General features: G+C 32.1%; 20 protein-coding genes. 12 read left to right on the top strand and 8 right to left on the bottom strand.

The window, feature by feature from the left end; all coding sequences use genetic code 11:
- Nucleotides 1-41: 41 nt before the first annotated feature.
- The 4 genes from P2W65_RS07625 to xrtF form a co-directional block, all read right to left on the bottom strand.
- Nucleotides 42-2,048: a TonB-dependent receptor plug domain-containing protein gene (locus P2W65_RS07625; RefSeq protein WP_289664662.1), complete on the bottom strand. Its 2,007-nt coding sequence runs from the start codon at nt 2,046-2,048 to the stop codon at nt 42-44.
- Between the two features lie 120 nt (nt 2,049-2,168).
- Nucleotides 2,169-2,567 (bottom strand): HYC_CC_PP family protein, encoded by a 399-nt coding sequence (locus P2W65_RS07620; RefSeq protein WP_289664661.1) that lies wholly within the window; start codon nt 2,565-2,567, stop codon nt 2,169-2,171.
- Between the two features lie 47 nt (nt 2,568-2,614).
- A complete protein-coding gene (locus P2W65_RS07615; protein WP_434783358.1) occupies nt 2,615-3,061 on the bottom strand; it encodes an exosortase F system-associated membrane protein in 447 nt (148 codons plus the stop codon).
- The gene (gene xrtF / locus P2W65_RS07610; protein WP_289664660.1) at nt 3,051-3,587 is read right to left on the bottom strand and encodes an exosortase family protein XrtF; all 537 of its coding nucleotides are present in this window, start codon (nt 3,585-3,587) and stop codon (nt 3,051-3,053) included. Before xrtF ends, P2W65_RS07615 begins: the two co-directional genes overlap by 11 nt.
- 72 nt (nt 3,588-3,659) lie before the next feature.
- Between xrtF and P2W65_RS07605 the strand changes: the two genes are divergently transcribed.
- The 5 genes from P2W65_RS07605 to P2W65_RS07585 all read left to right on the top strand — a co-directional run bounded on the left by P2W65_RS07605 (nt 3,660) and on the right by P2W65_RS07585 (nt 8,639).
- Entirely contained in the window at nt 3,660-4,115 is a 456-nt protein-coding gene (locus P2W65_RS07605; RefSeq protein WP_289664658.1) for a GAF domain-containing protein, read from the top strand.
- Between the two features lie 33 nt (nt 4,116-4,148).
- Complete coding sequence (locus P2W65_RS07600; protein ID WP_289664657.1) at nt 4,149-4,844, top strand: toxin-antitoxin system YwqK family antitoxin; 696 nt, start codon at nt 4,149-4,151, stop codon at nt 4,842-4,844.
- 109 nt (nt 4,845-4,953) lie between these two features.
- Entirely contained in the window at nt 4,954-5,898 is a 945-nt protein-coding gene (locus tag P2W65_RS07595; protein WP_289664656.1) for an energy transducer TonB, read from the top strand.
- 172 nt (nt 5,899-6,070) lie between these two features.
- Nucleotides 6,071-6,337 carry a 30S ribosomal protein S15 gene (gene rpsO, locus P2W65_RS07590; protein ID WP_007804772.1) on the top strand — a complete coding sequence of 89 codons (267 nt, stop codon included), beginning with the start codon at nt 6,071-6,073 and terminating at the stop codon, nt 6,335-6,337.
- A gap of 166 nt (nt 6,338-6,503) precedes the next feature.
- On the top strand, nt 6,504-8,639 hold the full coding sequence (locus tag P2W65_RS07585; RefSeq protein ID WP_289664653.1) for a polyribonucleotide nucleotidyltransferase: 2,136 nt from the start codon (nt 6,504-6,506) through the stop codon (nt 8,637-8,639).
- Between the two features lie 71 nt (nt 8,640-8,710).
- On the opposite strand, the gene P2W65_RS07580 is transcribed toward P2W65_RS07585, so the two are convergent.
- Genes P2W65_RS07580 through P2W65_RS07570 form a run of 3 tightly spaced genes read right to left on the bottom strand, consistent with a single transcriptional unit; the run spans nt 8,711 to nt 11,257 of the window.
- Complete coding sequence (locus tag P2W65_RS07580) at nt 8,711-9,787, bottom strand: fatty acid desaturase family protein (RefSeq protein ID WP_289664651.1); 1,077 nt, start codon at nt 9,785-9,787, stop codon at nt 8,711-8,713.
- 33 nt (nt 9,788-9,820) lie between these two features.
- Nucleotides 9,821-10,420 (bottom strand): CDP-alcohol phosphatidyltransferase family protein, encoded by a 600-nt coding sequence (locus P2W65_RS07575; protein WP_289664649.1) that lies wholly within the window; start codon nt 10,418-10,420, stop codon nt 9,821-9,823.
- Between the two features lie 3 nt (nt 10,421-10,423).
- Nucleotides 10,424-11,257 carry an LA_2272 family surface repeat-containing protein gene (locus tag P2W65_RS07570; protein WP_289664647.1) on the bottom strand — a complete coding sequence of 278 codons (834 nt, stop codon included), beginning with the start codon at nt 11,255-11,257 and terminating at the stop codon, nt 10,424-10,426.
- A gap of 110 nt (nt 11,258-11,367) precedes the next feature.
- Between P2W65_RS07570 and P2W65_RS07565 the strand changes: the two genes are divergently transcribed.
- The 7 genes from P2W65_RS07565 (at nt 11,368) to rpe (ending at nt 21,087) form a co-directional block, all read left to right on the top strand.
- Complete coding sequence (locus tag P2W65_RS07565) at nt 11,368-12,330, top strand: hypothetical protein (RefSeq protein WP_289664645.1); 963 nt, start codon at nt 11,368-11,370, stop codon at nt 12,328-12,330.
- A gap of 174 nt (nt 12,331-12,504) precedes the next feature.
- A complete protein-coding gene (locus P2W65_RS07560; RefSeq protein WP_289664644.1) occupies nt 12,505-13,251 on the top strand; it encodes a hypothetical protein in 747 nt (248 codons plus the stop codon).
- Nucleotides 13,252-13,256: 5 nt separating this feature from the next.
- Nucleotides 13,257-16,034: a TonB-dependent receptor gene (locus tag P2W65_RS07555; protein WP_289664642.1), complete on the top strand. Its 2,778-nt coding sequence runs from the start codon at nt 13,257-13,259 to the stop codon at nt 16,032-16,034.
- Between the two features lie 3 nt (nt 16,035-16,037).
- Nucleotides 16,038-17,246 (top strand): DUF4249 domain-containing protein, encoded by a 1,209-nt coding sequence (locus P2W65_RS07550; protein ID WP_289664640.1) that lies wholly within the window; start codon nt 16,038-16,040, stop codon nt 17,244-17,246.
- 14 nt (nt 17,247-17,260) lie between these two features.
- The gene (locus P2W65_RS07545; protein WP_289664638.1) at nt 17,261-18,997 is read left to right on the top strand and encodes a hypothetical protein; all 1,737 of its coding nucleotides are present in this window, start codon (nt 17,261-17,263) and stop codon (nt 18,995-18,997) included.
- 144 nt (nt 18,998-19,141) lie between these two features.
- Complete coding sequence (locus P2W65_RS07540) at nt 19,142-20,005, top strand: sigma-70 family RNA polymerase sigma factor (RefSeq protein ID WP_007804760.1); 864 nt, start codon at nt 19,142-19,144, stop codon at nt 20,003-20,005.
- Between the two features lie 419 nt (nt 20,006-20,424).
- Complete coding sequence (gene rpe, locus P2W65_RS07535; RefSeq protein ID WP_289664625.1) at nt 20,425-21,087, top strand: ribulose-phosphate 3-epimerase; 663 nt, start codon at nt 20,425-20,427, stop codon at nt 21,085-21,087.
- On the opposite strand, the gene P2W65_RS07530 is transcribed toward rpe, so the two are convergent.
- A complete protein-coding gene (locus P2W65_RS07530) occupies nt 21,064-21,846 on the bottom strand; it encodes a DNA/RNA non-specific endonuclease (RefSeq protein ID WP_289664624.1) in 783 nt (260 codons plus the stop codon). The two genes, rpe and P2W65_RS07530, sit on opposite strands and share 24 nt — an antisense overlap.
- Nucleotides 21,847-21,894 lie beyond the last annotated feature (48 nt).

The raw sequence follows: 21,894 nt of genomic DNA, 5'->3' as shown, positions 1-21,894 counted from the left end.
TATTTATTGTTATTAAAATTGATTCTTGAAATTGTTATTATTTATTTGATTTTAAATCGTAATCCCGCATAATACATTTGTCCAAAAATTGGCGCGTATGCAACAGATGCATCAAAATTTGGTCCAAAAGGATTTTCTGCTCCTAAAATTGCTTTTTTCTGTTTATAGTTTCCAATATTTTCTCCTCCTATATATACTTCAAAAACAGAAGAAAAAACACGGGTTACTTGTGCATTCATTACTGCGAAAGCAGGTGAGAAATCAGGAAATTGATCTTCCGTAGGATTCGAAGCAGTATATGGCAACTGCTGTTTTCCTGACCAGTTATAAGTAAAATCAAACTTCCATTGTTTGTCATCGTTCAAAGTCGTTTCATATTCCAGATTGCCTAGGAAACGATGTTTTGCCTGTAAAGGACGCTGGAAAGAACCACTTAAATAGTCTGTTTGAATATCGTAGTATTTATAAGCCGTTCTCAAATTTAAATTATGAATCAACTCGTAATTAAATTCTACTTGAAGACTGTTTGCAAAAGAGCTTCCTTTTAAATCATAAAACAAAACTTGTTGCGGACTCTGCATTACATCTACAACCGCCTGATTTTGAAAATCGGTTCTGTAAAAGTCAAAACCTGCATCGGCATTTTTACCAAAAATCTTGAATTTCTGAGAAAAACTGACTCCGTAATTCCAAGCAATTTCTGGATTCAAACCGTATACTTTTCCGCTAGAATCTAAAATTGAAAACGTTCTTGAACTAGCAAAAAGCTGTTGGTTTTCAGCAAAAATATTGGCTGTTCGTTTTCCTCTTCCTGCAGAAAAACGAATCACACCATTTTTCCATGGATTATATCTCATGTGTAATCTTGGAGTCACAAAGAAACCCAATCGGTTATGATTGTCTACTCTTCCACCTAAAATCAAACTGAAATTATCTGTGTTATCATAAGTATATTCGAAGAATGCTCCAACCGAATTGTCAATTCTGCTGTAGTCTGCAACATTTACAAATTCTTGATATTGGTCGTATGTAAAGTTCAAACCAGTTGTAAACTTGTGCATTGTATTACTAATGATGGAATTGAAAATCAAATTAGAATAAAAGCTATTTTGTTTGATATCGTAAAGATTTAAACCAAAATAAGAATCTTGTTTATGACTATTGAAAGCATTTTGAAAACCAATACTTTGATAAGGCATATCTTTAAACACATAACCGATTTTTGTAGAAACATCAAAACGTTCTGTATTGATTTCTGACCCCCAGTAATTAGTAGTGCCACGATCACGATCTTTATCAAAATCCACTTCTCCAGTCTGTTTTTTATCATTCATATATCTGAAATTGATAAAACTGACTAAACCACTTTCCGGATTATAATATTGGTAACGATTTAAAACATTGATCTGTTTCCCTAATGGATTATCTAAAAAACCATCATTGTTCATGTCGTTTTTTGCTACACGCGTATTTCCGTGCACAAATAAACTGGTAGCCCATTTATCAGAAAGTTTTTTATTGAAATGGGTATTCAATTCAAATCGAGAATCTGTTGAACCGTAAGCATTCACAAAGAAAGGAATATCGCTTAATGGTTTTAAAAGTTCTGTATTGATCTGACCTGAGATACTTTCGTAACCATTGATAACACTTCCTGCTCCTTTGGTAATCTGAACGCTTTCGATCCAAGTTCCAGGAGTAAATGAAAGGCCGTATGCTTGAGAAGCACCACGAACAGAAGGAATATTTTCTTCTGTAATCATTAAATACGGACTGGTTAAACCAAGCATTTTGATTTGTTTGGTTCCTGTTAAGGCATCAGAAAAATTGACATCGATTGATGGATTGGTCTCAAAGCTTTCTGCCAAATTACAGCACGCTGCTTTAAGCAATTCTTTACTGGTAATAACTGATGTATTGGCTGTTACGGTGAAGGATTTTTTGATTCCTTTTTGTTTTTTATTGATTTTTACTTCCTCTAAATCTTCTTGCGAAAAAGCAGCAACAGAAAGCAAAAATGCCATAAAAAGCATAATATTTTTTTGCATAAAAAATGATTTTAATGTTAAATAGAACTACATTTTTGATCTTTGTTTGAAAACAAAAAACAATCAAAATGTAAACGCAAAGCCTTAATCAAGGCTAGCATTTTATCTTAAACATTAAAATCAGGAATAGAAAATATACTGATGGTATAATTTAAATAAGGGAGGCGCATTTGCATCAGCATAATACGAAAGTACTTCTTTCTTTTTAAAACTTGGAAGTTCTAAAAATACTAAAGGTTTGTAATCTTGCTGAATTGCCGGAAAATCAAATTGAAAAAAGAAAAATTTAAGTGTCGCGTTATCTGACTTTTTCTCAATCTGAACATGTTTGTCTTTACAGCAGGAATTCTTTTTTTCTTTAGAACCGCAGCATTTCTTTTCGATTACTGGTTTTGAAGTTGTATTTAAAGAAATAGAAGCGATTTTTCCGCCACAATAGTGCACATCAAGAGCAAACCCAATATTGGAAACCAATAATAGGAACGCTAAAAATAGTCCTGTACACTTTTTTAAGTTCATACTGCAAAACTATTCAAAAACTGCCGATAAAAAAACCAAAATAAATGTTATTTTTTTGATTTTTGAAGCTGATAATAAAATCCTGGAATAAATAGCAAGACTAAAATTGGCTGAATTATGAATCTTCGAACATAAAAAAGCAACCAGCCAGCATCTGGAAAGAATCCCAGAATAATAAAAAATGCAGTTAGAAGCAATACCAGAAAAAAGACGTATACAAACAAACTAAATTGAAAAATATCCCGATCTTGAAATAACACGTAAATCAAAATCAGAGACAGTAATGAATTTAGAAAATAACGAAAAAAAAGTCCAAAAAAGAGCTTTAAAACATCATATTTCGGAAAAGGTAAATCGGTAAAATCATCTTTAAAATAATTCAAAAAAGGATCATAAAACAATTGTGTTTCAAAATTCCTAATTAGAGCGAAACCCATTATTACTAATACCGCAATAAAAATTTGAAGTTTATTTTCTTTTAAGTTATCTAGCATATTTTGAAAATCTATTAATCCAGAAAATCCATAAAACAAAAACATATCCGTAAATAATCAGCGGAAACACAACGCCATGAAGAAAATGGTTTTGTTTTGGAAAATAAAACAACAAAACTGTTAAGAGTGCAATTCTAATTATGTTTAAAATATAAATGGATAGAACGCCTAAAAATATAAACAGAAAGGTTTGCTTAAACTTTCCTGAAAAAGCAGCAACAAAAGAAACAAAAAGAATCATGACACTCACTGCATTGCATCCTTCGGTTATAAGAGCTAAAAATTTACCGTTAAGACCAACTCTCATCCACGGATTTTGAGCACTTTTTTGGATAATTACATCATAATTAAGCAATTTTAATAACTGCTCCGTATTTCTGCCAGCTGTTACCGTTATACCATCAAGATCATTTGCTTCGTAACTATTTAAATAGAATTTATAAAGCAAAGTCAACACAATATACGTCAGGAAGAATATCCCTACGAAAATTAAAAATGGTTTAAACTGGACTAAATATTTCTTCAAGAGATTTTTTTTTCAAATTTATGTATTTTTTGAGTTCAGCTTTAAATACTTTTGTATAAAATATTTCAAATCATGACATTTCAAGAATTACAACCAAAAATAAGCGCTATAATATCTGATAACAATAAAGTTAGAGATGAAAAACTATTAGCTGTCTGCCAATTATTAAATGAAAATGTGGACTACTATAATTGGGTAGGTTTTTATTTTGCCAACCACGAAAGCAAAACACTTCATTTAGGTCCTTATGTGGGTGCAGAAACAGACCATACCGTTATTCCGTTTGGAAAAGGAATCTGTGGACAGGTTGCAGAGAGCAACGCTAATTTTGTAGTACCAGATGTTAAAGCACAAGATAATTATATTGCCTGCAGTTTAACCGTTAAATCTGAAATTGTAGTACCACTTTTTGTTAATGGAGTTAATATCGGACAGATTGATATTGACAGTCATGTTATTGATCCTTTTACAGAAGCTGATGAAAGATTTTTAGAATTTGTAAATCAAGAGGTTGCTAAATTATTCTAGAAGTTCTATTTTTATTAGAGAAAATAGATTTGAATGAAAAAATGCACCTATATATTATTCTTCCTTTTAATTTCTGCCAGTCTATCTTCACAGATTAATATGGTTTCGAAGAAAATTTTTCTCGATTCATTAAATCGCGAAACCACTTCTCCAGACTTTAGTTATACAAGAATAATTACCAACTATTCCCAGAAAAGTGCCAGATACGTTGTCACCGATTTCTACAAAAACGGAAGAAAGAAAATGACTGGCGCTACTTTGGACAGAGATATCCTGAAAAGAGATGGGGAATTTATCTGTTATTATAAAAATGGAGCTAAAGAATCTGTCATAGATTACGTTAACGATCAAAAATCCGGTAAAGAAATTAATTGGTACGAAAACCAAAGCAAAAAGTCTGAGAAAAAGAATTCATGGAATCCACAAACAAAAAAATCTCAAACGCTAATTCTTAATTACTGGACAAAAGATAAAGAACAAACTGTAACCGACGGAAATGGAGAATATGAAGAAACAGATGGATTTGTAACTCAAAAAGGAGAAATTAAAAATGGTTTAAAACAAGGTGCTTGGCTAGGAAATGATTTGGTTAAGAATATTTCGTTTGTTGATAATTATGAAAAAGGAATTTTAACATCAGGAGTAAGCATAGATAAAAACAATGTAAAAACTTCTTATTCTTCGTTAAGCGAGAAACAATTAGGGAAAAAGGTTGTAAAATTAAAATGATATACCAACAGCCAGCAAAGCAAAAAAAATTCTTTATTTGATAGTATGCAAATCTTGTCTATTTGTGTTAAACATATTACTTTGGCGTAATTTTATTTCCAAAACTTTTATGAAACAAATCTTACGTATTTTATTTTTTATTTTAATTGCTGCAAAAGGATTTTCACAAAATGCTGTAACTGCTAATAGGTTAATTTATTTAGATTCCATGTGGGTGCCAGCTACTCAAGAAAATTATAAATACACTAGACTTATCGAAGAATACTACTCAGATAAAAAATCTTATATCTATAAAGACTATTACAAATCTGGAAAGATAAAATTTATTGCCACAACTACAGACAGAGATATTATGAAAATTGAAGGACAGGCTGTTTCTTACTATGAAAATGGAAATAAAAAATATACTGTCAACTATGTCAATTCAAAGAAATCAGGAAAAGAATTTAACTGGTACGAAAATGGAAATATAAAATCTGAGGTTTACTATCCTGAAGATGGAAAAGGCAGTATTGAGGGCAAACTAAACAACTTTTGGAACCCCGAAAAAGAACAAATTATAACAGATGGAAATGGATATTACTCCTATAAAAGCAAAAACAGTGAAGAAGCCGGGCAAATAAAAGACGGCGAACCAGAAGGCACATGGAAAGGAAGTGATTTTAGGAGAAAAACAAGTTTCATTGAAATGTATAAAAATGGGAAATTGGTTTCTGGCATTACCACGGATTCTCTAAATATAAAACATTCCTACAGTACTAAATACCTTCAACCAAGTCCTCAGAATGGAATAAATTCATTCTACAGTTATATCGGGAAGTCAATGCGCATTCCTTTTGAAGCCAGAAAAGTGTCTGGAAAAATATACATGACCTTTATAGTAGATGAAGAAGGAAATCTAGTAGAACCAAAAGTAATAAAAGGCGTTGGTTATGGCATCGATGAAAACGCAATACAATTAATTAAAGAGGCTAAAAAATGGAATCCAGGAAAAAACAGAGGTATTCCAGTAAGAGCTCTTTATAAATTGCCAATAACTATAATGGCAAAATAAAATTAAAAATCTTAATTAAAAAACCACCTTCAAATCATTAAAATTGAATTTTATAGACCTCCATTTTAAGATTCTTTTATTTTTGTTTGATTCTTTTGTTTTTTTAATCTAATTTTGCACCCGTCTTACAAGAGTTGTATGACATACATAAAAATCATTAAATAATATTGGAATGTATTTAACTAAAGAAAAGAAAGAAGAAATCTTCGCACAACACGGTGGTGCAACAAACACTGGAAGCGCAGAAGGTCAAATCGCATTGTTCACTTACAGAATTTCTCACTTAACTGAACACTTGAAAAAAAATCGTCACGATTACAACACTGAGCGTTCTCTTGTACTATTAGTAGGTAAAAGAAGAGCTTTACTTGATTACTTGAAAAAGAAAGAGATCAACAGATATCGTGAGATTATCAAAGTATTGAATATCAGAAAATAATCAATATAGAAAAGAGGTGCGAAAGTGCCTCTTTTTGTTTTTACATTACACGCATAATATTACAAGAAAAAAAGTTTGGTTTTTCATTGGGTTTTAGATAACAACTACACACAACAACAACTACAACACAACTAAAACCCATTGTATAATCAAAAGGAAAAAATTTATGATTCCACAATTATTTGTAGAAAAGATCGATTTAGGTGATGGCAGAAGCATCACAATCGAGACAGGACGTTTAGCGAAACAAGCTGACGGTTCTGTAGTAGTTAGAATGGGCGACACTATGATTCTTGCAACAGCAGTATCAGCTCGCACATCAAATCCAGGCGTTGATTTTTTACCGTTAACGGTAGATTACCGCGAAAAATTCGCAGCAGCAGGTCGTTTCCCTGGAGGTTTCTTTAAAAGAGAAGCACGTCCAAGCGACAGCGAAGTATTGACAATGAGATTAGTTGACCGTGTTTTACGTCCACTTTTCCCAGACGATTACCATGCTGAAACACAAGTTATGATTCAATTAATGTCTCATGACGAAACTGTTATGCCAGATGCTTTAGCTGGTTTAGCGGCTTCTGCAGCATTAGCAGTTTCAGATATTCCATTTTACAACTTAATTTCTGAAGTACGTGTTGCACGTATCGACGGAAAATTAGTAATCAACCCAAGCAGAGAAGAATTAGAAAAATCTGATATCGACATGATGATTGGAGCTTCTATGGATTCTGTAGCAATGGTTGAAGGTGAGATGAAAGAAATCTCAGAAGCTGAAATGATCGAAGCTATTAAATTTGCTCACGAGGCTATCAAAGTTCAAATTCAAGCTCAATATCGTTTACAGGAAGCTTTTGGTAAAAAAGAAATCCGTACTTACGAAGGAGAGAGAGAAAACGAAGAAATTTACAAAAAAGTAAAAGACGCAGCATACGATAAAATCTATGCTATTGCAAAAGTTGGTTCAGCTAAACACGAAAGAGGCGCTGCATTTGCTGAAGTAAAAGAAGAAGTTAAAGCTTTATTTACTGAAGAAGAATTAGCTGCTGACGGTGATTTAGTTTCTAAATATTTCTACAAAACAAACAAAGAAGCTGTTCGTAATGTAGTATTAGAATTAGGTGTTCGTTTAGATGGTAGAAAAACTACAGACATCAGACCAATTTGGTGTGAAATTGATTATTTACCAAGAGTTCACGGTTCATCTTTATTTACTCGTGGAGAAACTCAAGCTTTGGCAACTGTAACTTTAGGAACTTCTAGAGAAGCAAACCAAATCGATTCTCCATCTGAACAAGGTGAAGAGAAATTCTACTTACACTATAACTTCCCTCCTTTCTCAACTGGTGAAGCAAAACCATTAAGAGGAACTTCAAGAAGAGAAGTTGGTCATGGTAACTTAGCTCAAAGAGCATTAAAAAATATGATTCCTGCTGATTGTCCTTATACAATTCGTGTTGTTTCTGAAGTTTTAGAATCTAATGGTTCTTCTTCTATGGCAACAGTTTGTGCTGGTACAATGGCTTTGATGGATGCTGGAGTTCAAATGGTAAAACCAGTTTCTGGTATTGCTATGGGATTGATTACTGACGGAGAGAAATTTGCTGTATTGTCTGATATTTTAGGTGATGAAGATCACTTAGGAGATATGGACTTTAAAGTAACTGGAACCGCCGATGGTATTACAGCTTGCCAAATGGACATCAAAATTGATGGTTTACGTTATGACATTATGGAACAAGCTTTAGCTCAGGCTCGTGATGGACGTTTACATATTTTAGGAAAATTAACTGAGACAATCGCTTCGCCAAGAGCTGACGTAAAAGCTCACGCACCAAAAATCATTACCAGAACTATTCCTGGAAACTTTATTGGAGCATTAATTGGCCCTGGAGGAAAAGTAATTCAAGAATTACAAAAAGCTACAGGAACTACAATTGTAATCAACGAAGTTGACGAACAAGGAGTTGTTGAAATTTTAGGAACTGACCCAGAAGGAATTAAAACAGTATTAGCTAAAATTGATGCTTTAACTTTCAAACCTCAAATGGGAGAAGCTTACGAAGTTAAAGTAATCAAAATGCTAGATTTTGGAGCCGTAGTAGAATATACTGCTGCACCAGGAAACGAAGTATTGCTTCACGTATCTGAGCTTGCTTGGGAACGTACTGAAAACGTTGCTGATGTAGTTAAAATGGGAGATGTTTTCCAAGTAAAATACTTAGGAATTGACCCTAAAACTAAAAAAGAAAAAGTGTCTAAAAAAGCACTTGTTCCAAGACCTCCACGTGAGGAGAAAAAAGAGTAATCAGATCTTAGTTTACTAAAGGTTTATTTATAGAAAACCCCAATTCATTAATGAATTGGGGTTTTTAAGTTTTATTGTTTTGGATTTCCCATTTTATGCAAATGCTTAAAATGAGAAAACATCATTTCAAATAACGTTTTATGATGATAAGGCTGTTTATATTCTTTTGTAGTTTCTTCAATTATATTATTGATTTCACTATAATTAGTATGACAGATATTTGGAAAAAGATGATGCGCCGCATGACAGTTAGATCCTCCGCTTAAAAATCTTGCCCAACTTTTATCAGCATCCCAATCGCAGCTGGTATAAAGCTGATGAACTGCCCAAGTATGTTCTAAAAACTCTCCTTCGGGCTGAGGATAATCTGCTTCATCAAAGAAATGCGTTCCTACAAGCATAACAATAAAAACCATCGAAGTAAAAGCACTTGCTGTTAGAAAAGTCAAAACAATAAAAGACCATGAAAAGTGAGCATACAACAATGGAAAAACCAATACAAGAGAAAAATAAAATACTTTATACAATAAAAATCTAAAATACAATGCCGCTTTAGAAACCCCTCTTTTCATCCAGTCATATTCATTTGAAAACAAATAGATCCAGTCGCTCATAAAAACAGAATGCAACAAGGTAAACATGTAAACAAATGGTGCGTAGTAAGCCTGGTATTTATGTTTTGGTTTCCATGGATGCGTTGGGCTCAATCTCAAAAATGGATTTTTATCGATGTCAATATCACTTCCTTCAACATTTGCATACAAATGATGTGAGCGAATATGTCTCAACCCCCAAAGCAATGGATCTATTCCAACGGTTAAAAAACTAAAAAAGTGCAACACCGAATTTGCCTTTTTATTTTTGAATGCCGTATTATGAGAAGCATCATGACCAAAACTAAATCCGATAAGCAATCCCGCTAACTGAAAAATCACATAAAATATCCAAAAATGTATTTTACTCAGAGAATCCCAAAAAAGCAATGAATAGGAAGAATAGCAAATCAGAGTCCAAAACAAACCTTTAAACCAAAACCTAGCATCGCCATAAGAAATCGTTTTATCCTTTAGCTTTTCATGTACTTTCTCTTTTAAGGCCGTAAAAAATATTTTCTCTTCTTCTGATTTATTAAAATATTTAGCTTTCATAAATTATTATATTTTTAAAATGAGTTTTAAAGTTTAATTAAAAAGTTTATTTTTCTTGAAAGGAATATTATTCCGAATTAAATACGCATGATAACAACTTGGCACATCAAATGTCCATTTTGGAAGAATTAAAATAATAAGCAAAACATCTATATGTCCGATAATTCCAAAAATAATTGCGAGAGAAAAAGTAATTCCAGAATATCCAAAACCTATCATCCCTACAAAGGCGAGCAATAAATTGATACCCCATAATTTAGAAAGTAAAGCATGAGTACAAGTTTCTTTACCAAATTTCATAAAGCTGAAAACATAAGTCAATGCTTCCATTATAAAAATCACAACAATAGGACATGCATTTTCTAGTATTATTTCGGGATTTAAAACCCATGAACACCAAGCAATACATAACCAAAAAACCAAATCGGTCTGACTGTCCATTCTTCTGATTTTTTCTGAAGAAGTTCCTAATCTGCGGGCAATAATTCCGTCAAAAATATCCGACAGCAATCCAAGGAAAATTAAACCAACAAGTTCTTTTCTAATTTCGTTTCCACAATTGTAAGTCAGAATTATTAAAATAGGACCTAATAAAAGCCTGAAAGCAATAAGCATCAATGGTATATTTTTCATTTTTTATTTTTTAAACTGCCAATTAATAAAAGGAAGTTTGCGTTTTCCGTTTGTATTCCAAAGACCAAACTGCATTCCTCTTAAATCTTTAGAATTATTAAATAATCCAATTTGAATTCCCTTGTGTCGTCTGGAAACATTGGATGACCCAATTTGAATTCCATTTCCCGAATCGGATATATTAGCCAACCCCGAAATACTCACACCTGAAAAATTCTTCGTATTCAATATTCCGCCAACAGAAAATCCGTTCATCTTATTCATTCCTGAGATTATAGAAATATTGAAACCTCTTAGTTCTGCACCACCAGTAAATCCTCCAGAACTTATATTTAAACCATTTATCTTAACATAAGTATCCTTACAATCGTCGAAAAAAGCTACATTACTAATAACATTGTCATTAATTCCAACGAAAAGAGCCTCAAAAGGCACATTAATAGAAATCGAAAATAAAGCTAACGACAGAGGACTAGCTTCAACATTTAGCCCGTTAATTGTTTGAATTTTAATATTCGCATTCTCATAATGCCCTACTCCAAGAACAAAACCATTTACTTTATTGACTCTTCTTGATATTGGCGACAAACTAAAAATCTTAATACTGTCGTTTCTTAAATTATTCTCCGATTTCCATTTAAAATAATGTAGATTAATATCCCTTCCATCAAATACCACAGAAGGACTAGATGGAATATTACGAATTAAAGTATCTGTGGCTTTTGAAGTATTATCTTGTCCAAAACAAGACCCAGAAAACAATAAAATATAGATTAGCATTACCTTGCGAGAAGCTATAAAAGATTTGACGCTCATAACTTGATTAATCCTTTTCATACTATTTCTTTTTAAAATTACAAGGCAAACCTATTGCAATTATCGCATTTCAATTTGCGTAAAGCAATAAAAATAATTTGTAAATTTGCGATTATCACAAATTTGTAAAAATGGAATCACAAGAACTATTTTTGAAAGTTATCAGGCAAAAAATCTCGCCGTCAGTTTCTTTTATTGACGAAATTGCTTCTATTTTAGAAATTAGTTATGATGCTTCGTATCGAAGAATTTCTCAAAAAAGCAAATTCTCTATAGACGAAACAATCAAACTGGCTAGCCATTTTAATATTTCGCTGGATAATTTGTTTTCAAATAAGGAGAAGGTAATTGTTCAAAAGACAATTGAAATTGAAAACCTAAAAGACATGCTACAGTATTTCAAATCATCTGCAGAGAATATTGAAGCATTAACCAAAAATACAAAAACAAGATTATTTTATTCTGCAAAGGATATTCCGTTATTCTACTTTATGGACGGAACCATTTTATCAAAATTCAAAGCTTTTGTATGGCTTAATCTTTTGAATTCAAATCAAAAGAAAGTGGCATTTGAAAATTTTGTAATTGATGAGTCGTTTACAGAATATATGCAGAAACTAAAAAAAGTTTATGCAAATACAATCGTAAATGAAGTCTGGAATGATACGACAATAAACAGCAGTTTACAGCAAATTCTTTATTTTTATGAAGCTGGACTTTTAAATTTAAAAAGCGCCAATGCTCTTTGCATAGACTTAAAAAGAATAATTGAGCTAATAAGAACAAAATGTAATAATCCTGATGAAAAATTTTCTATTTACTACAATGAACTTATTTTATTAAACAATAATATGCTTATAGAAAACGAAGAAAAACTAACCATGTTTGTTCCTTACACTCTTTTGGGCTATTTCATTACAGATAACGAAGACAGCTGTAAAAATGTGCATCAGTTTTTTAAACAGCAAATTCTTAATTCGATTCCTTTAGGAAAATCTGGCATCAAAGAACAAAATCTTTTCTTTAATCGTGCTATCCGAAAAATAGATTATTATGTCGAAAAAATAAACTCTCAGGTAGATTTGCTTTTTTAAAAAATGCAACAAGATTAAACATATTTTAACAGCTTTTTCCTTATTTCACTAAGCAAATCATTTTTTACAACCAAAAAACATAACCTTTTTATTACATTTTAACACTTGCTCTTAGTTTTATAAAATATATTTTTAATACATTTGAAACCAATCAATCAAAAACAAATTATTCCTTTGAAAAATCACAAAAAACGATTAATCCTTATAGCAATATTTGGATTATTCTTAAACATTTGGAATTTATACAGCCAAAACAGTAAAGAAGCTTCAATCTACAATTTATTTGACAAAACTGTCGGTATAGATAATTTAGGAATCTGTAATGGAGCAGCCTACAAAGACATTTACACTACAATTGATGACAACAGCATGTATTATGTTGCAAACAATTTCACAAAAGGTTCTGTAAACTATGATGGACAGACCTACTATGATGTAAATCTAAAATACAACACCTACAAAGACGAATTGATACTAAGTCCGCATGGAGAATCTAAATATTCTACAATTTCTCTAATTCAGGACAAAACCAGTTCGTTTATCCTAAATGGTAAAAACTTTGTCAATCTAAACAAAAAAATATCTACATTACCCCAGCTCACTACTGGATATTATGAAGTCACTGTCCTGCGAGATGGTTTTAATTTCTATATCAAACATTTCAAAAAACTTGAAAACAAAACAGTTGACACTAAGATATATTCAAACTTTATTGAAAGTAATAGCTACTTTGTTTTTTACAAGGAAAATTTCTACACTAGCAATAGTAAAAGCGAAATCTTAAAAATTTTTCCAAATCAAAAGAAACAGATTAATGATTTTTATGCAATGAATAGAGAAATTCGAAAATCAGACAATGATCAGTTTATGATTAATCTACTTAAACACATCAATGCATCTCTATTACTTACAGAAAAATAAAACATATGAGAAAACTTCTACTTATTCTATTAGCCATCATTTCCAATCAACTCCTTTTTGCTCAAGATACCAATGAAAAGTTATCAATTGAATTAAAAAATGCAGATTTGATGACTGTTATTCAAACTATTGAAAAATCATCATCATATCGTTTTTATTTTGATTCTGAATGGATTAAATCAAACAAAAACTTATATACAGCAAGCTATAAAGATGCTTCTGTTGATGAAATACTAAGCAAAGTATTTAGTAATACGAGCCTTAATTTTTTCATCTTAAAGAAGAAAGTAATTTTGACAAATAATAGTAGCATTCACGACAAACTGCCTGCAAATTATTTTCCTGATGCTAATGATCCTGCTAGTCAAGTTAGCAGAAGAGCTCAAAACCCTGTGTTTTACCAACAGTACGATTCTTTGAATAGCAGCAGTTCTAAGAAAAACAACAGCATTGTGTTTATTGGTAAAGAATCTGATATTACAGATAAAAAAACCAGCAATTTATCAGGATACATTAGAGACGTTGCTACAAATAAGCCTGAATCTAATGTTAACATCAAAATACGCAATAAAAACATAAGTACAGTTACCGACAATGAAGGGCATTATAGCTTACAGTTGCCAATTGGTATTAACGTGATCGAAATAAAATCACTTAATTACAAGAAAAAGGTGCAAACCGTGATGGTCTATAATGACGGAACGCTTGATTTTGAGATACACGAAGACAGCAACCAGCTGGATGAAGTAGTAATCAAAAAAAGAGGGAAAAGAATCACTGAAACCGCTGTATCAGGATTAGTATCTATAGATATTGAAGCCGTAAAAACTGTTCCATTAATATTAGGAGAACGTGATCTTTTTAAGGTTGCTACTACTTTTCCTGGAATCAAAACTACAGGTGAAGGTTCTGCAGGATTTAATGTTCGTGGTGGTAAAGAAGACCAAAACTTGATTCTCTTGAATAATGCCGTTCTTTATAACCCTCAGCATTTCTTAGGCTTTTTCTCTGCTATAAACCCTTACGTTACCAAAAAAGCAGACATTTACAAAGGAAGTATTCCTGTAGATTTTGGAGGACGCTTATCGTCTGTATTTGACATTAGCACAAAAAATGGGAATGCTGAAAAAATTTCTGGAGAAGGTGCTGTTGGCCCTATAACTTCTAATATTACTATTGGGTTACCAATTCAAAAAAATAAATCAAGTCTTCTTGTAGGTGCAAGAGCCACTTATTCTGACTGGATTTTAAAATCTTTAGACGATGAAGATTTAAAAAATAGTGAAGCTGGTTTTTATGATGTTATCTTAAAATACAACAATACCATCAATAAAAATAACGCTGTTGAAGCCACTGCATATTACAGTAAAGACCGTTTTAGAATAAGTTCAGATTCGCTATACAAATACAGCAACCGACTTATTTCTGCAAAATGGGATCATACCTTTAATCCAAAAAACAAATCGGCTTTAATTTTCACAAACAGTGAATACAAATTTAATATTGACTACGATACTGATGGGGACAATGCTTTTGATTTTGGATATAAAATCAACGAGACACAACTAATGATGAAATTCAATTATGCGTACAATGAAAAACACAATATAACCTACGGGCTTTCAAGCAAGTTATACCATGTAAATCCTGGTTATCAAAATCCTAAAAATCCTGAGTCAGCTTTAGTACCCATTACTATTGAAAAAGAAAAAGGCTTAGAATCGGCTATTTTTATTGGAGATAATTTTAAATTGAATGATAAATTATTAATCGATGTAGGTTTACGTTATTCCTTTTATGCTGCTTTAGGAGAAGCTACAGAACGTATTTATCAAGATGATGCCCCTATGAATGACGGAACCCTTGTTGACACAAAACACTATGGAAATAATCAGGTAATGACAACTTATGGCGGTTTCGAACCCCGCGTTTCTGCTCGTTATTTTTTCACCAAAGACTTTTCTGTAAAAGCCAGTTTTGACCAGACGAGACAATACATACATCTCTTATCCAACAACACGACACAATCTCCTACTGACAGCTGGACATTATCTAATACAAATGTGAAACCTCAAAGCGGAAAACAATATTCCCTAGGTTTATACAAAACGATAATGGATGATGAAATCGAACTTAGTCTAGAAGGTTATTACAAAAAATCCAAAAACATAATGGATTATAAAGTGGGAGCAAACCTATTACTTAACGAAGCTATAGAAACACAGCTATTACAGGGTGAAGGAAAAGCGTATGGTGTAGAGTTTTTACTTAAAAAGCAAATGGGAAGATTAAATGGGTGGCTTGGATATACTTATTCTAGAACATTTATAAAATTGGATAGTAAATTTGACTCTGAAAGAATAAATAATGGAGATTTTTTTCCTGCTAATTTTGACAAACCGCATGATTTAAGTGCCATTTTAAATTATAAATTTACAAAGCGTTACAGCATATCCACTAATTTCCTGTATCAAACAGGGCGACCAATTACTTATCCTATTGGAACTTTTCAATATGGAAATGCAGAATATACATTATATAGCGACAGAAATGCATATAGAATCCCAGATTACATTCGTTTAGACATTGGAATCAATATTGAAGGAAACCATAAAATTAAAAAGCTAGCGCATAGTTTCTGGAATATTTCAGTTTACAATGTATTAGGACGAAACAATCCATATTCAATCTATTTTGCGACAGAGAACGGACAGGTAAAAGCTTACAAAACATCTATTTTTTCAATTCCTGTTCCAAGTATAACTTATAATTTTAAATTTTAAAAAATGCATTTTAAAACTATAAATATCAAATACAAAAGTAAATTCATTCTTTTACTACTATTAACCCTTTTGATTAATAGCTGTACAGAATCTTACAATTTACAGACCAACACCTATGAAGAAGCTATAGTTATTGAAGCAACATTAACTAATGAACTTAAAAAACAAGAAATAAAAATCACTAAAACTGCTCGTTTTGAAGATGAAGGAACAACCACAGAAACAGGTGCAACTGTTGTTATAAAGGATGATCTTAGCAATGAGTATGTTTTCACAGAACAGTCTGACAGATATGTTTCTGAAGTAGAATTTCAAGCTATTGCCGGTAGACAATATCATTTAGAAGTAAAAACTAAAGACGGCAAAGTTTACGAATCATCTACTGAAACTTTAACGACTGTAAGTCCGATAACCGAAATTGTTCCAACCGCTGTTACAAAAAACAAAGAAGGACTTGGTGTTCAAATTAATGTAAACAGTTACGACCCAACAGGAACTTCAAAATATTACCGATATGAATATGAAGAGACTTTCAAAATTGTAGCTCCAAAATGGTCTTCTGAAAGAGCTATCGTTACAGGGCCTCAAAGAATAACTGTTCAACAAGACAATGATCCTAACAAGAAAATTTGCTACGCAACAAAAAAATCAACTGATATCATTATAACCAGTACAAACAGTTTAACAGAAGACCGCGTCAATTTCCCTGTACGATTTATCAAAGAAGATGATTACATTATTGCTCAAAGGTACAGTATATTGATAACGCAATATGTAGAAAACCAAGAAGCTTATGCTTTTCATAAAATCATGAAAGAAATGGCAACTTCTTCTAGTGTTTTATCACCAAAACAACCTGGAGTACTTTCTGGTAATATAAGATGCACCAGCAATGTAGATGAAAAAGTAATCGGCTATTTTGATGTTACGTCTGTATCATCACAAAGAATCTTTTTTAATTATACCGATTTGTTTCCGCCAACAAATACTCCTGCCTATTTAAACCCATGCGAAAATGTTTCTTATAGATACTGCTTTCAACTTAATGCAAACCCTCCATGCGATGGACCAGCATTAATTTCTGGTATCCAAAGTAACGCCATCACCTATTTAGCGGGCGAAGGATCAGCAAACTATACCATGGTAGATGCTGCTTGCGGGGACTGTACAACATTTGCGTCTAATATAATACCTTCATTTTGGAAAGATTAAAACACCTTTTATTATTGATATTACTTATCAATACAAAACAAATCGCTGCGCAACAAGATGTTTCTTTAGATGAAACTATATATATCCATACAAATGCAACAACATTTGTTTCGGGAGAAACTCTTTTATATAAACTTTACTGTCTGAAAACTACAGACAAAACTCGAAGTACAATTAGTAAATTGGCTTATGTTGAACTTGTAGACGCTAACAGCAGTGTTGTTTTCAAGAACAAATTATATCTAAACAACAGTACTGGCTCAGGTGATTTCTTTATCCCAACCACTATAAAAACAGGAAGCTACAAACTAATTGGATACACCAACTGGATGTTAAACACCTCTGTTTCTAAGATCTTTCAAGTTGATATTAAAATTGTAAACCCGTATGAGGTTAACGAAACCAATTCATTAAAAGACAAAAACACAGTTTTAAAATCAACTTCGGAAAATTTGACATTATTAACAGTTTCTCCTATAAATAAAGAAGAACTGTTGGATAAAAATTTTAAAATAAAATTAAATAAAAAGACTTTTTCAAATCGTGAAAAAGTCACTGTAGAAATCGACCCAGCGACTTTATCTTCTGAAAAAGGAAACTATTCGCTATCTGTTAGAAAAATAGACAACTTATCAACAACAAACCTCTTAACTGCAAACGAATTTCATAAAATATCTTCTGAAATTGAACCTATTTTAAAGGCTAAAGAGCAGTTAATTCTTCCTGAACTTCGAGGAGAAATGATTTCTGGCAAAATAGTTCCTAAAGATCATTCAACCCCAGTTCAAAATGTAAATGTAACATTATCTTTACCTGGAAAATCATTTGGTTTTAAAGTCGTTAAAACAGACCAGGCTGGCCATTTTATTTTTAATTTAGACAAAAATTATGCTGGCAATGAAACCATTTTACAGGTTTTAGGAGAACAAAAAGAAAACTTCAACATAGAACTGGATAAAATAAACGAACCTGATTATACGAAACTATCATTTCAGCCGGGCTTTAGGCTTCCAATTGAATTTAAAGAAACCTTATTAGAACGTTCAATTGCCAGCCAAATCGAAAATGCTTATTATTTGAATAAAACAGATAGTATAATTAAACCAGAAAAAATTGATCCGTTTTATTATCCTCTTGCTAAAGAATATCTACTTAGCGACTTTACAAGGTTTCCTACCTTAAAAGAAGCTATTGTTGAAATAGCAACTGATATTTCATACAAACAAAATGGTAATAATTACAGCATACATGTAATAGACTACACTACTAAATTCCAGTCGCCTGAACCAGCATTAGTTATTGTTGATGGTTTACTAATACAAAATGCAAATGAACTTTTTACCTACAACATGAATAATGTAAGAAGCATTAATGTGATCACTGGAGGATATTATGTTGGCCCAAAAGTTTTTAACGGATTAGTCAGCATTATTACTAATGAGGGTAATTATGTCAGTCCTCAAAAGGAAAATTATGTTGTGAAAGCAGCTGTTTTACGACCTTCAATGAAAAAATCATATTATAAAACAGATTATAGTGATAGTGATAGCAATAAGTACGAGAGAATTCCAGATTTTAGAAGTCAATTATTTTGGAATCCTGAAATTGACCTAAACAACAGCAGTCCTATTTCTTTTTTCACTTCAGATCTTCCTGGAACATACGAAATTAGACTGGAAGGTTTTACAAAAAATGGAACTCCAGTTTCAATAAAAGATTTTATTGAAGTAAAAGATAATGCTGCAAATTAAAATTTGAAAAATAAAAATCCCAAAAAACTCCACTGTTTCAACACATTGGAGTTTTTTTTTATTTTTTTTGATAAAGTTGTAACTTTTTTGATACTCTTTACGTATAACCATTTGTACACTTTAAAAAAATAGGGAGACAACAACATGAGACAACTTAAAATCACCAAGCAGGTAACTAATCGTGAAACTGCATCGTTAGATAAATATCTACAAGAAATTGGAAAAGTTGACCTAATTACCGCTGATGAAGAGGTAGAATTAGCACAAAGAATAAAGGCTGGTGATCAAAGAGCTTTAGAAAAACTAACAAAAGCCAACCTACGTTTCGTAGTATCGGTGGCTAAACAATATCAAAATCAAGGATTAACTCTTCCGGATTTAATTAATGAAGGAAACTTAGGTTTAATTAAAGCAGCTCAACGTTTTGATGAAACTCGTGGTTTCAAATTCATTTCTTACGCTGTATGGTGGATCCGTCAATCGATTCTTCAGGCTTTAGCTGAACAATCTCGTATTGTACGTTTACCATTAAATAAAATTGGTTCTATCAATAAAATCAACAAAATGTACGCTTTATTAGAGCAGTCTAACGAGCGTCCGCCTTCTGCTGAGGAAATTGCAAAAGAACTTGATATGACTGTAAACGACGTAAAAGAGTCTATGAAAAACTCTGGACGTCACCTATCTATGGATGCACCTCTTGTTGAAGGTGAAGATTCTAACCTTTATGACGTATTACGTTCTGGTGAATCTCCAAATCCAGATAGAGAATTAATTCACGAATCTCTTCGTACTGAAATCGAGCGTTCTTTAGAGACATTAACGCCAAGAGAGGCTGATGTGGTACGTTTGTATTTTGGTCTTGGCGATCAGCACCCAATGACTCTTGAAGAAATTGGAGAAACTTTCGACCTAACTCGTGAGCGTGTTCGTCAGATTAAAGAAAAAGCAATCCGTAGATTGAAACACACTTCTAGAAGTAAAATCCTTAAAACTTATTTAGGATAACAATATTTGTTTCAAGTTTAAGGCTTCAGGTTGCTTCTTGCAACTTGAAACATGAAAACATTGAAACCTTTTTAACGCAAACAACAGTTTGATTGACTGTTCGTTTTTTGATTGATGATTGAAACTCCGGCTGATTACCGGAGTTTTTTATTTTTTATCTTTTTAACGCAAAGTGCACAAAGTTTTTTCGCAAAGTTTGCAAAGAAAAGCAACATGAAACTTTTCATAGAAGCATTTGAAGATCTCAAAGCTTTGTGAACTTTTGGTTACTTAGTAACACATACTTCGTGAACTTTGCGAAAAAACTTTGCGCACTTTGCGTTATTTATTAAACAAAAAACTTGTGAACTTTGCGCAAATCTTAGCGAACTTTGCGGTTAAACTTTATCTTTGCAATAAAAACAACACACTACAACAAAATGAAAAACACATTTATTGCTCCTTCAGTTCTTGCAGCCGATTTTGCTAATTTACAGCGTGATATTGAAATGATTAACAGCAGTCAAGCTGATTGGTTTCATATCGATATTATGGATGGAGTTTTTGTTCCTAATATCTCTTTTGGAATGCCGGTCTTAGAAGCGATTTCAAAACATGCAAAGAAATATATCGATGTTCATTTAATGATTATCGATCCTGATCGCTACATCAAAACTTTTGCTGATTTAGGAGCAAACGGATTAACGGTTCACTACGAAGCTTGCACACATTTACATAGAACACTACAGGCCATAAAAGCAGAAGGAATGAAAGCTGGAGTAGCAATGAACCCTCACACCAATGTTGATCTATTAGAAGACATTATAAACGATATTGATGTTGTTTGCATCATGAGTGTGAATCCTGGTTTTGGTGGACAATCTTTTATCGAGAATACCTACGACAAAGTAAAAAAACTAAAGGCACTAATTACTCGTAAAAATGCTTCAACACTAATCGAAATTGACGGTGGTGTAACCAGCAAAAATGCCAAACAACTGGCAGAAGCTGGCGCAGATGTATTAGTTGCAGGAAGTTTTGTTTTTAAAGCCGAAAATCAAATTGAAACGATTGCGGAATTAAAAAGCCTTACTACTTTTTAGATTTTTCAAATTAGGAAAGAAATCAATTCCGGTCATTTTCTCTAACGTTTCAATTGGAACTACAAAATCATAAATAGATTTGTCGCTTTTTTCGTTTGGAACTAAAAAAGCAATGACTTTGTGTTCATTTCCAGATTTAGCTAAAATAATTTTGTAAAAATATTTAGGAACAGCCACTTTTTCTGTTCCTATTTTTTTGTCTGAATCTTTTGGAATTCCGCCAGTAACAACATAAATATCATTGTATTTTTCAGCCCAATAACGAGTCTTCTGCTCTAGTCTATTCCAAATTCCTGAATTAAATTCCTTTTTCTGCGGAGAAATATTAGAAGTATAAAAAGTATCATTATAAGCATTCTTATTGAATTCCATATCTCCAGCTGGACAAAGATGTCCTTTATCATAACCAGAATTTTTGTAATTTCTCCAATCAGCAGAACCCGTTGTTACTTTTGGATCTTCTATGAAATAAGGTCTTTTAAAATCGTTGTTTTTCAAATATGCTGCCTTCAATTCATAAGCCACCCACTCTGCCTGCTCAAATTTTTCGTTATAAGAAAGTGTGTAATATTGATGTTTCACAATCTGTTTTGTTGTCGAAGTCGGAAGATAGACCACAGTATACAATGAATCTGTAGAAGTTGAATTTCCTTTAAAAGAAACCACTTCAGAATTACTTATATTCTCTTTTTCTACAACTTCTTTTTTACAAGACAACAATATAAGACTCAAAAAAAATAAACTCGAAAAGGCTTTCATAAAAATATTTTTAGAAGTTAAACTTACAAAAAAACGCTCCATAAATTC

Origin of the sequence: Flavobacterium panacagri (assembly GCF_030378165.1) — a bacterium.
Classification (GTDB): domain Bacteria; phylum Bacteroidota; class Bacteroidia; order Flavobacteriales; family Flavobacteriaceae; genus Flavobacterium; species Flavobacterium panacagri.
The sequence above is the reverse complement of the archived record's forward strand: the minus strand, read 5'-3'. Positions and strand labels throughout refer to the sequence as shown.

Excerpts from the sequence above, each read along its gene's own strand:
- P2W65_RS07625 (WP_289664662.1), bottom strand. The coding sequence starts at position 2,048 with ATGCAAAAAAATATTATGCTTTTTATGGCATTTTTGCTTTCTGTTGCT.
- P2W65_RS07620 (WP_289664661.1), bottom strand. The coding sequence starts at position 2,567 with ATGAACTTAAAAAAGTGTACAGGACTATTTTTAGCGTTCCTATTATTG.
- P2W65_RS07615 (WP_434783358.1), bottom strand. The coding sequence starts at position 3,061 with ATGCTAGATAACTTAAAAGAAAATAAACTTCAAATTTTTATTGCGGTA.
- P2W65_RS07605 (WP_289664658.1), top strand. The coding sequence starts at position 3,660 with ATGACATTTCAAGAATTACAACCAAAAATAAGCGCTATAATATCTGAT.
- P2W65_RS07600 (WP_289664657.1), top strand. The coding sequence starts at position 4,149 with ATGAAAAAATGCACCTATATATTATTCTTCCTTTTAATTTCTGCCAGT.
- P2W65_RS07595 (WP_289664656.1), top strand. The coding sequence starts at position 4,954 with ATGAAACAAATCTTACGTATTTTATTTTTTATTTTAATTGCTGCAAAA.
- rpsO (WP_007804772.1), top strand. The coding sequence starts at position 6,071 with ATGTATTTAACTAAAGAAAAGAAAGAAGAAATCTTCGCACAACACGGT.
- P2W65_RS07585 (WP_289664653.1), top strand. The coding sequence starts at position 6,504 with ATGATTCCACAATTATTTGTAGAAAAGATCGATTTAGGTGATGGCAGA.
- P2W65_RS07580 (WP_289664651.1), bottom strand. The coding sequence starts at position 9,787 with ATGAAAGCTAAATATTTTAATAAATCAGAAGAAGAGAAAATATTTTTT.
- P2W65_RS07575 (WP_289664649.1), bottom strand. The coding sequence starts at position 10,420 with ATGAAAAATATACCATTGATGCTTATTGCTTTCAGGCTTTTATTAGGT.
- P2W65_RS07570 (WP_289664647.1), bottom strand. The coding sequence starts at position 11,257 with ATGAAAAGGATTAATCAAGTTATGAGCGTCAAATCTTTTATAGCTTCT.
- P2W65_RS07565 (WP_289664645.1), top strand. The coding sequence starts at position 11,368 with ATGGAATCACAAGAACTATTTTTGAAAGTTATCAGGCAAAAAATCTCG.
- P2W65_RS07555 (WP_289664642.1), top strand. The coding sequence starts at position 13,257 with ATGAGAAAACTTCTACTTATTCTATTAGCCATCATTTCCAATCAACTC.
- P2W65_RS07550 (WP_289664640.1), top strand. The coding sequence starts at position 16,038 with ATGCATTTTAAAACTATAAATATCAAATACAAAAGTAAATTCATTCTT.
- P2W65_RS07540 (WP_007804760.1), top strand. The coding sequence starts at position 19,142 with ATGAGACAACTTAAAATCACCAAGCAGGTAACTAATCGTGAAACTGCA.
- rpe (WP_289664625.1), top strand. The coding sequence starts at position 20,425 with ATGAAAAACACATTTATTGCTCCTTCAGTTCTTGCAGCCGATTTTGCT.
- P2W65_RS07530 (WP_289664624.1), bottom strand. The coding sequence starts at position 21,846 with ATGAAAGCCTTTTCGAGTTTATTTTTTTTGAGTCTTATATTGTTGTCT.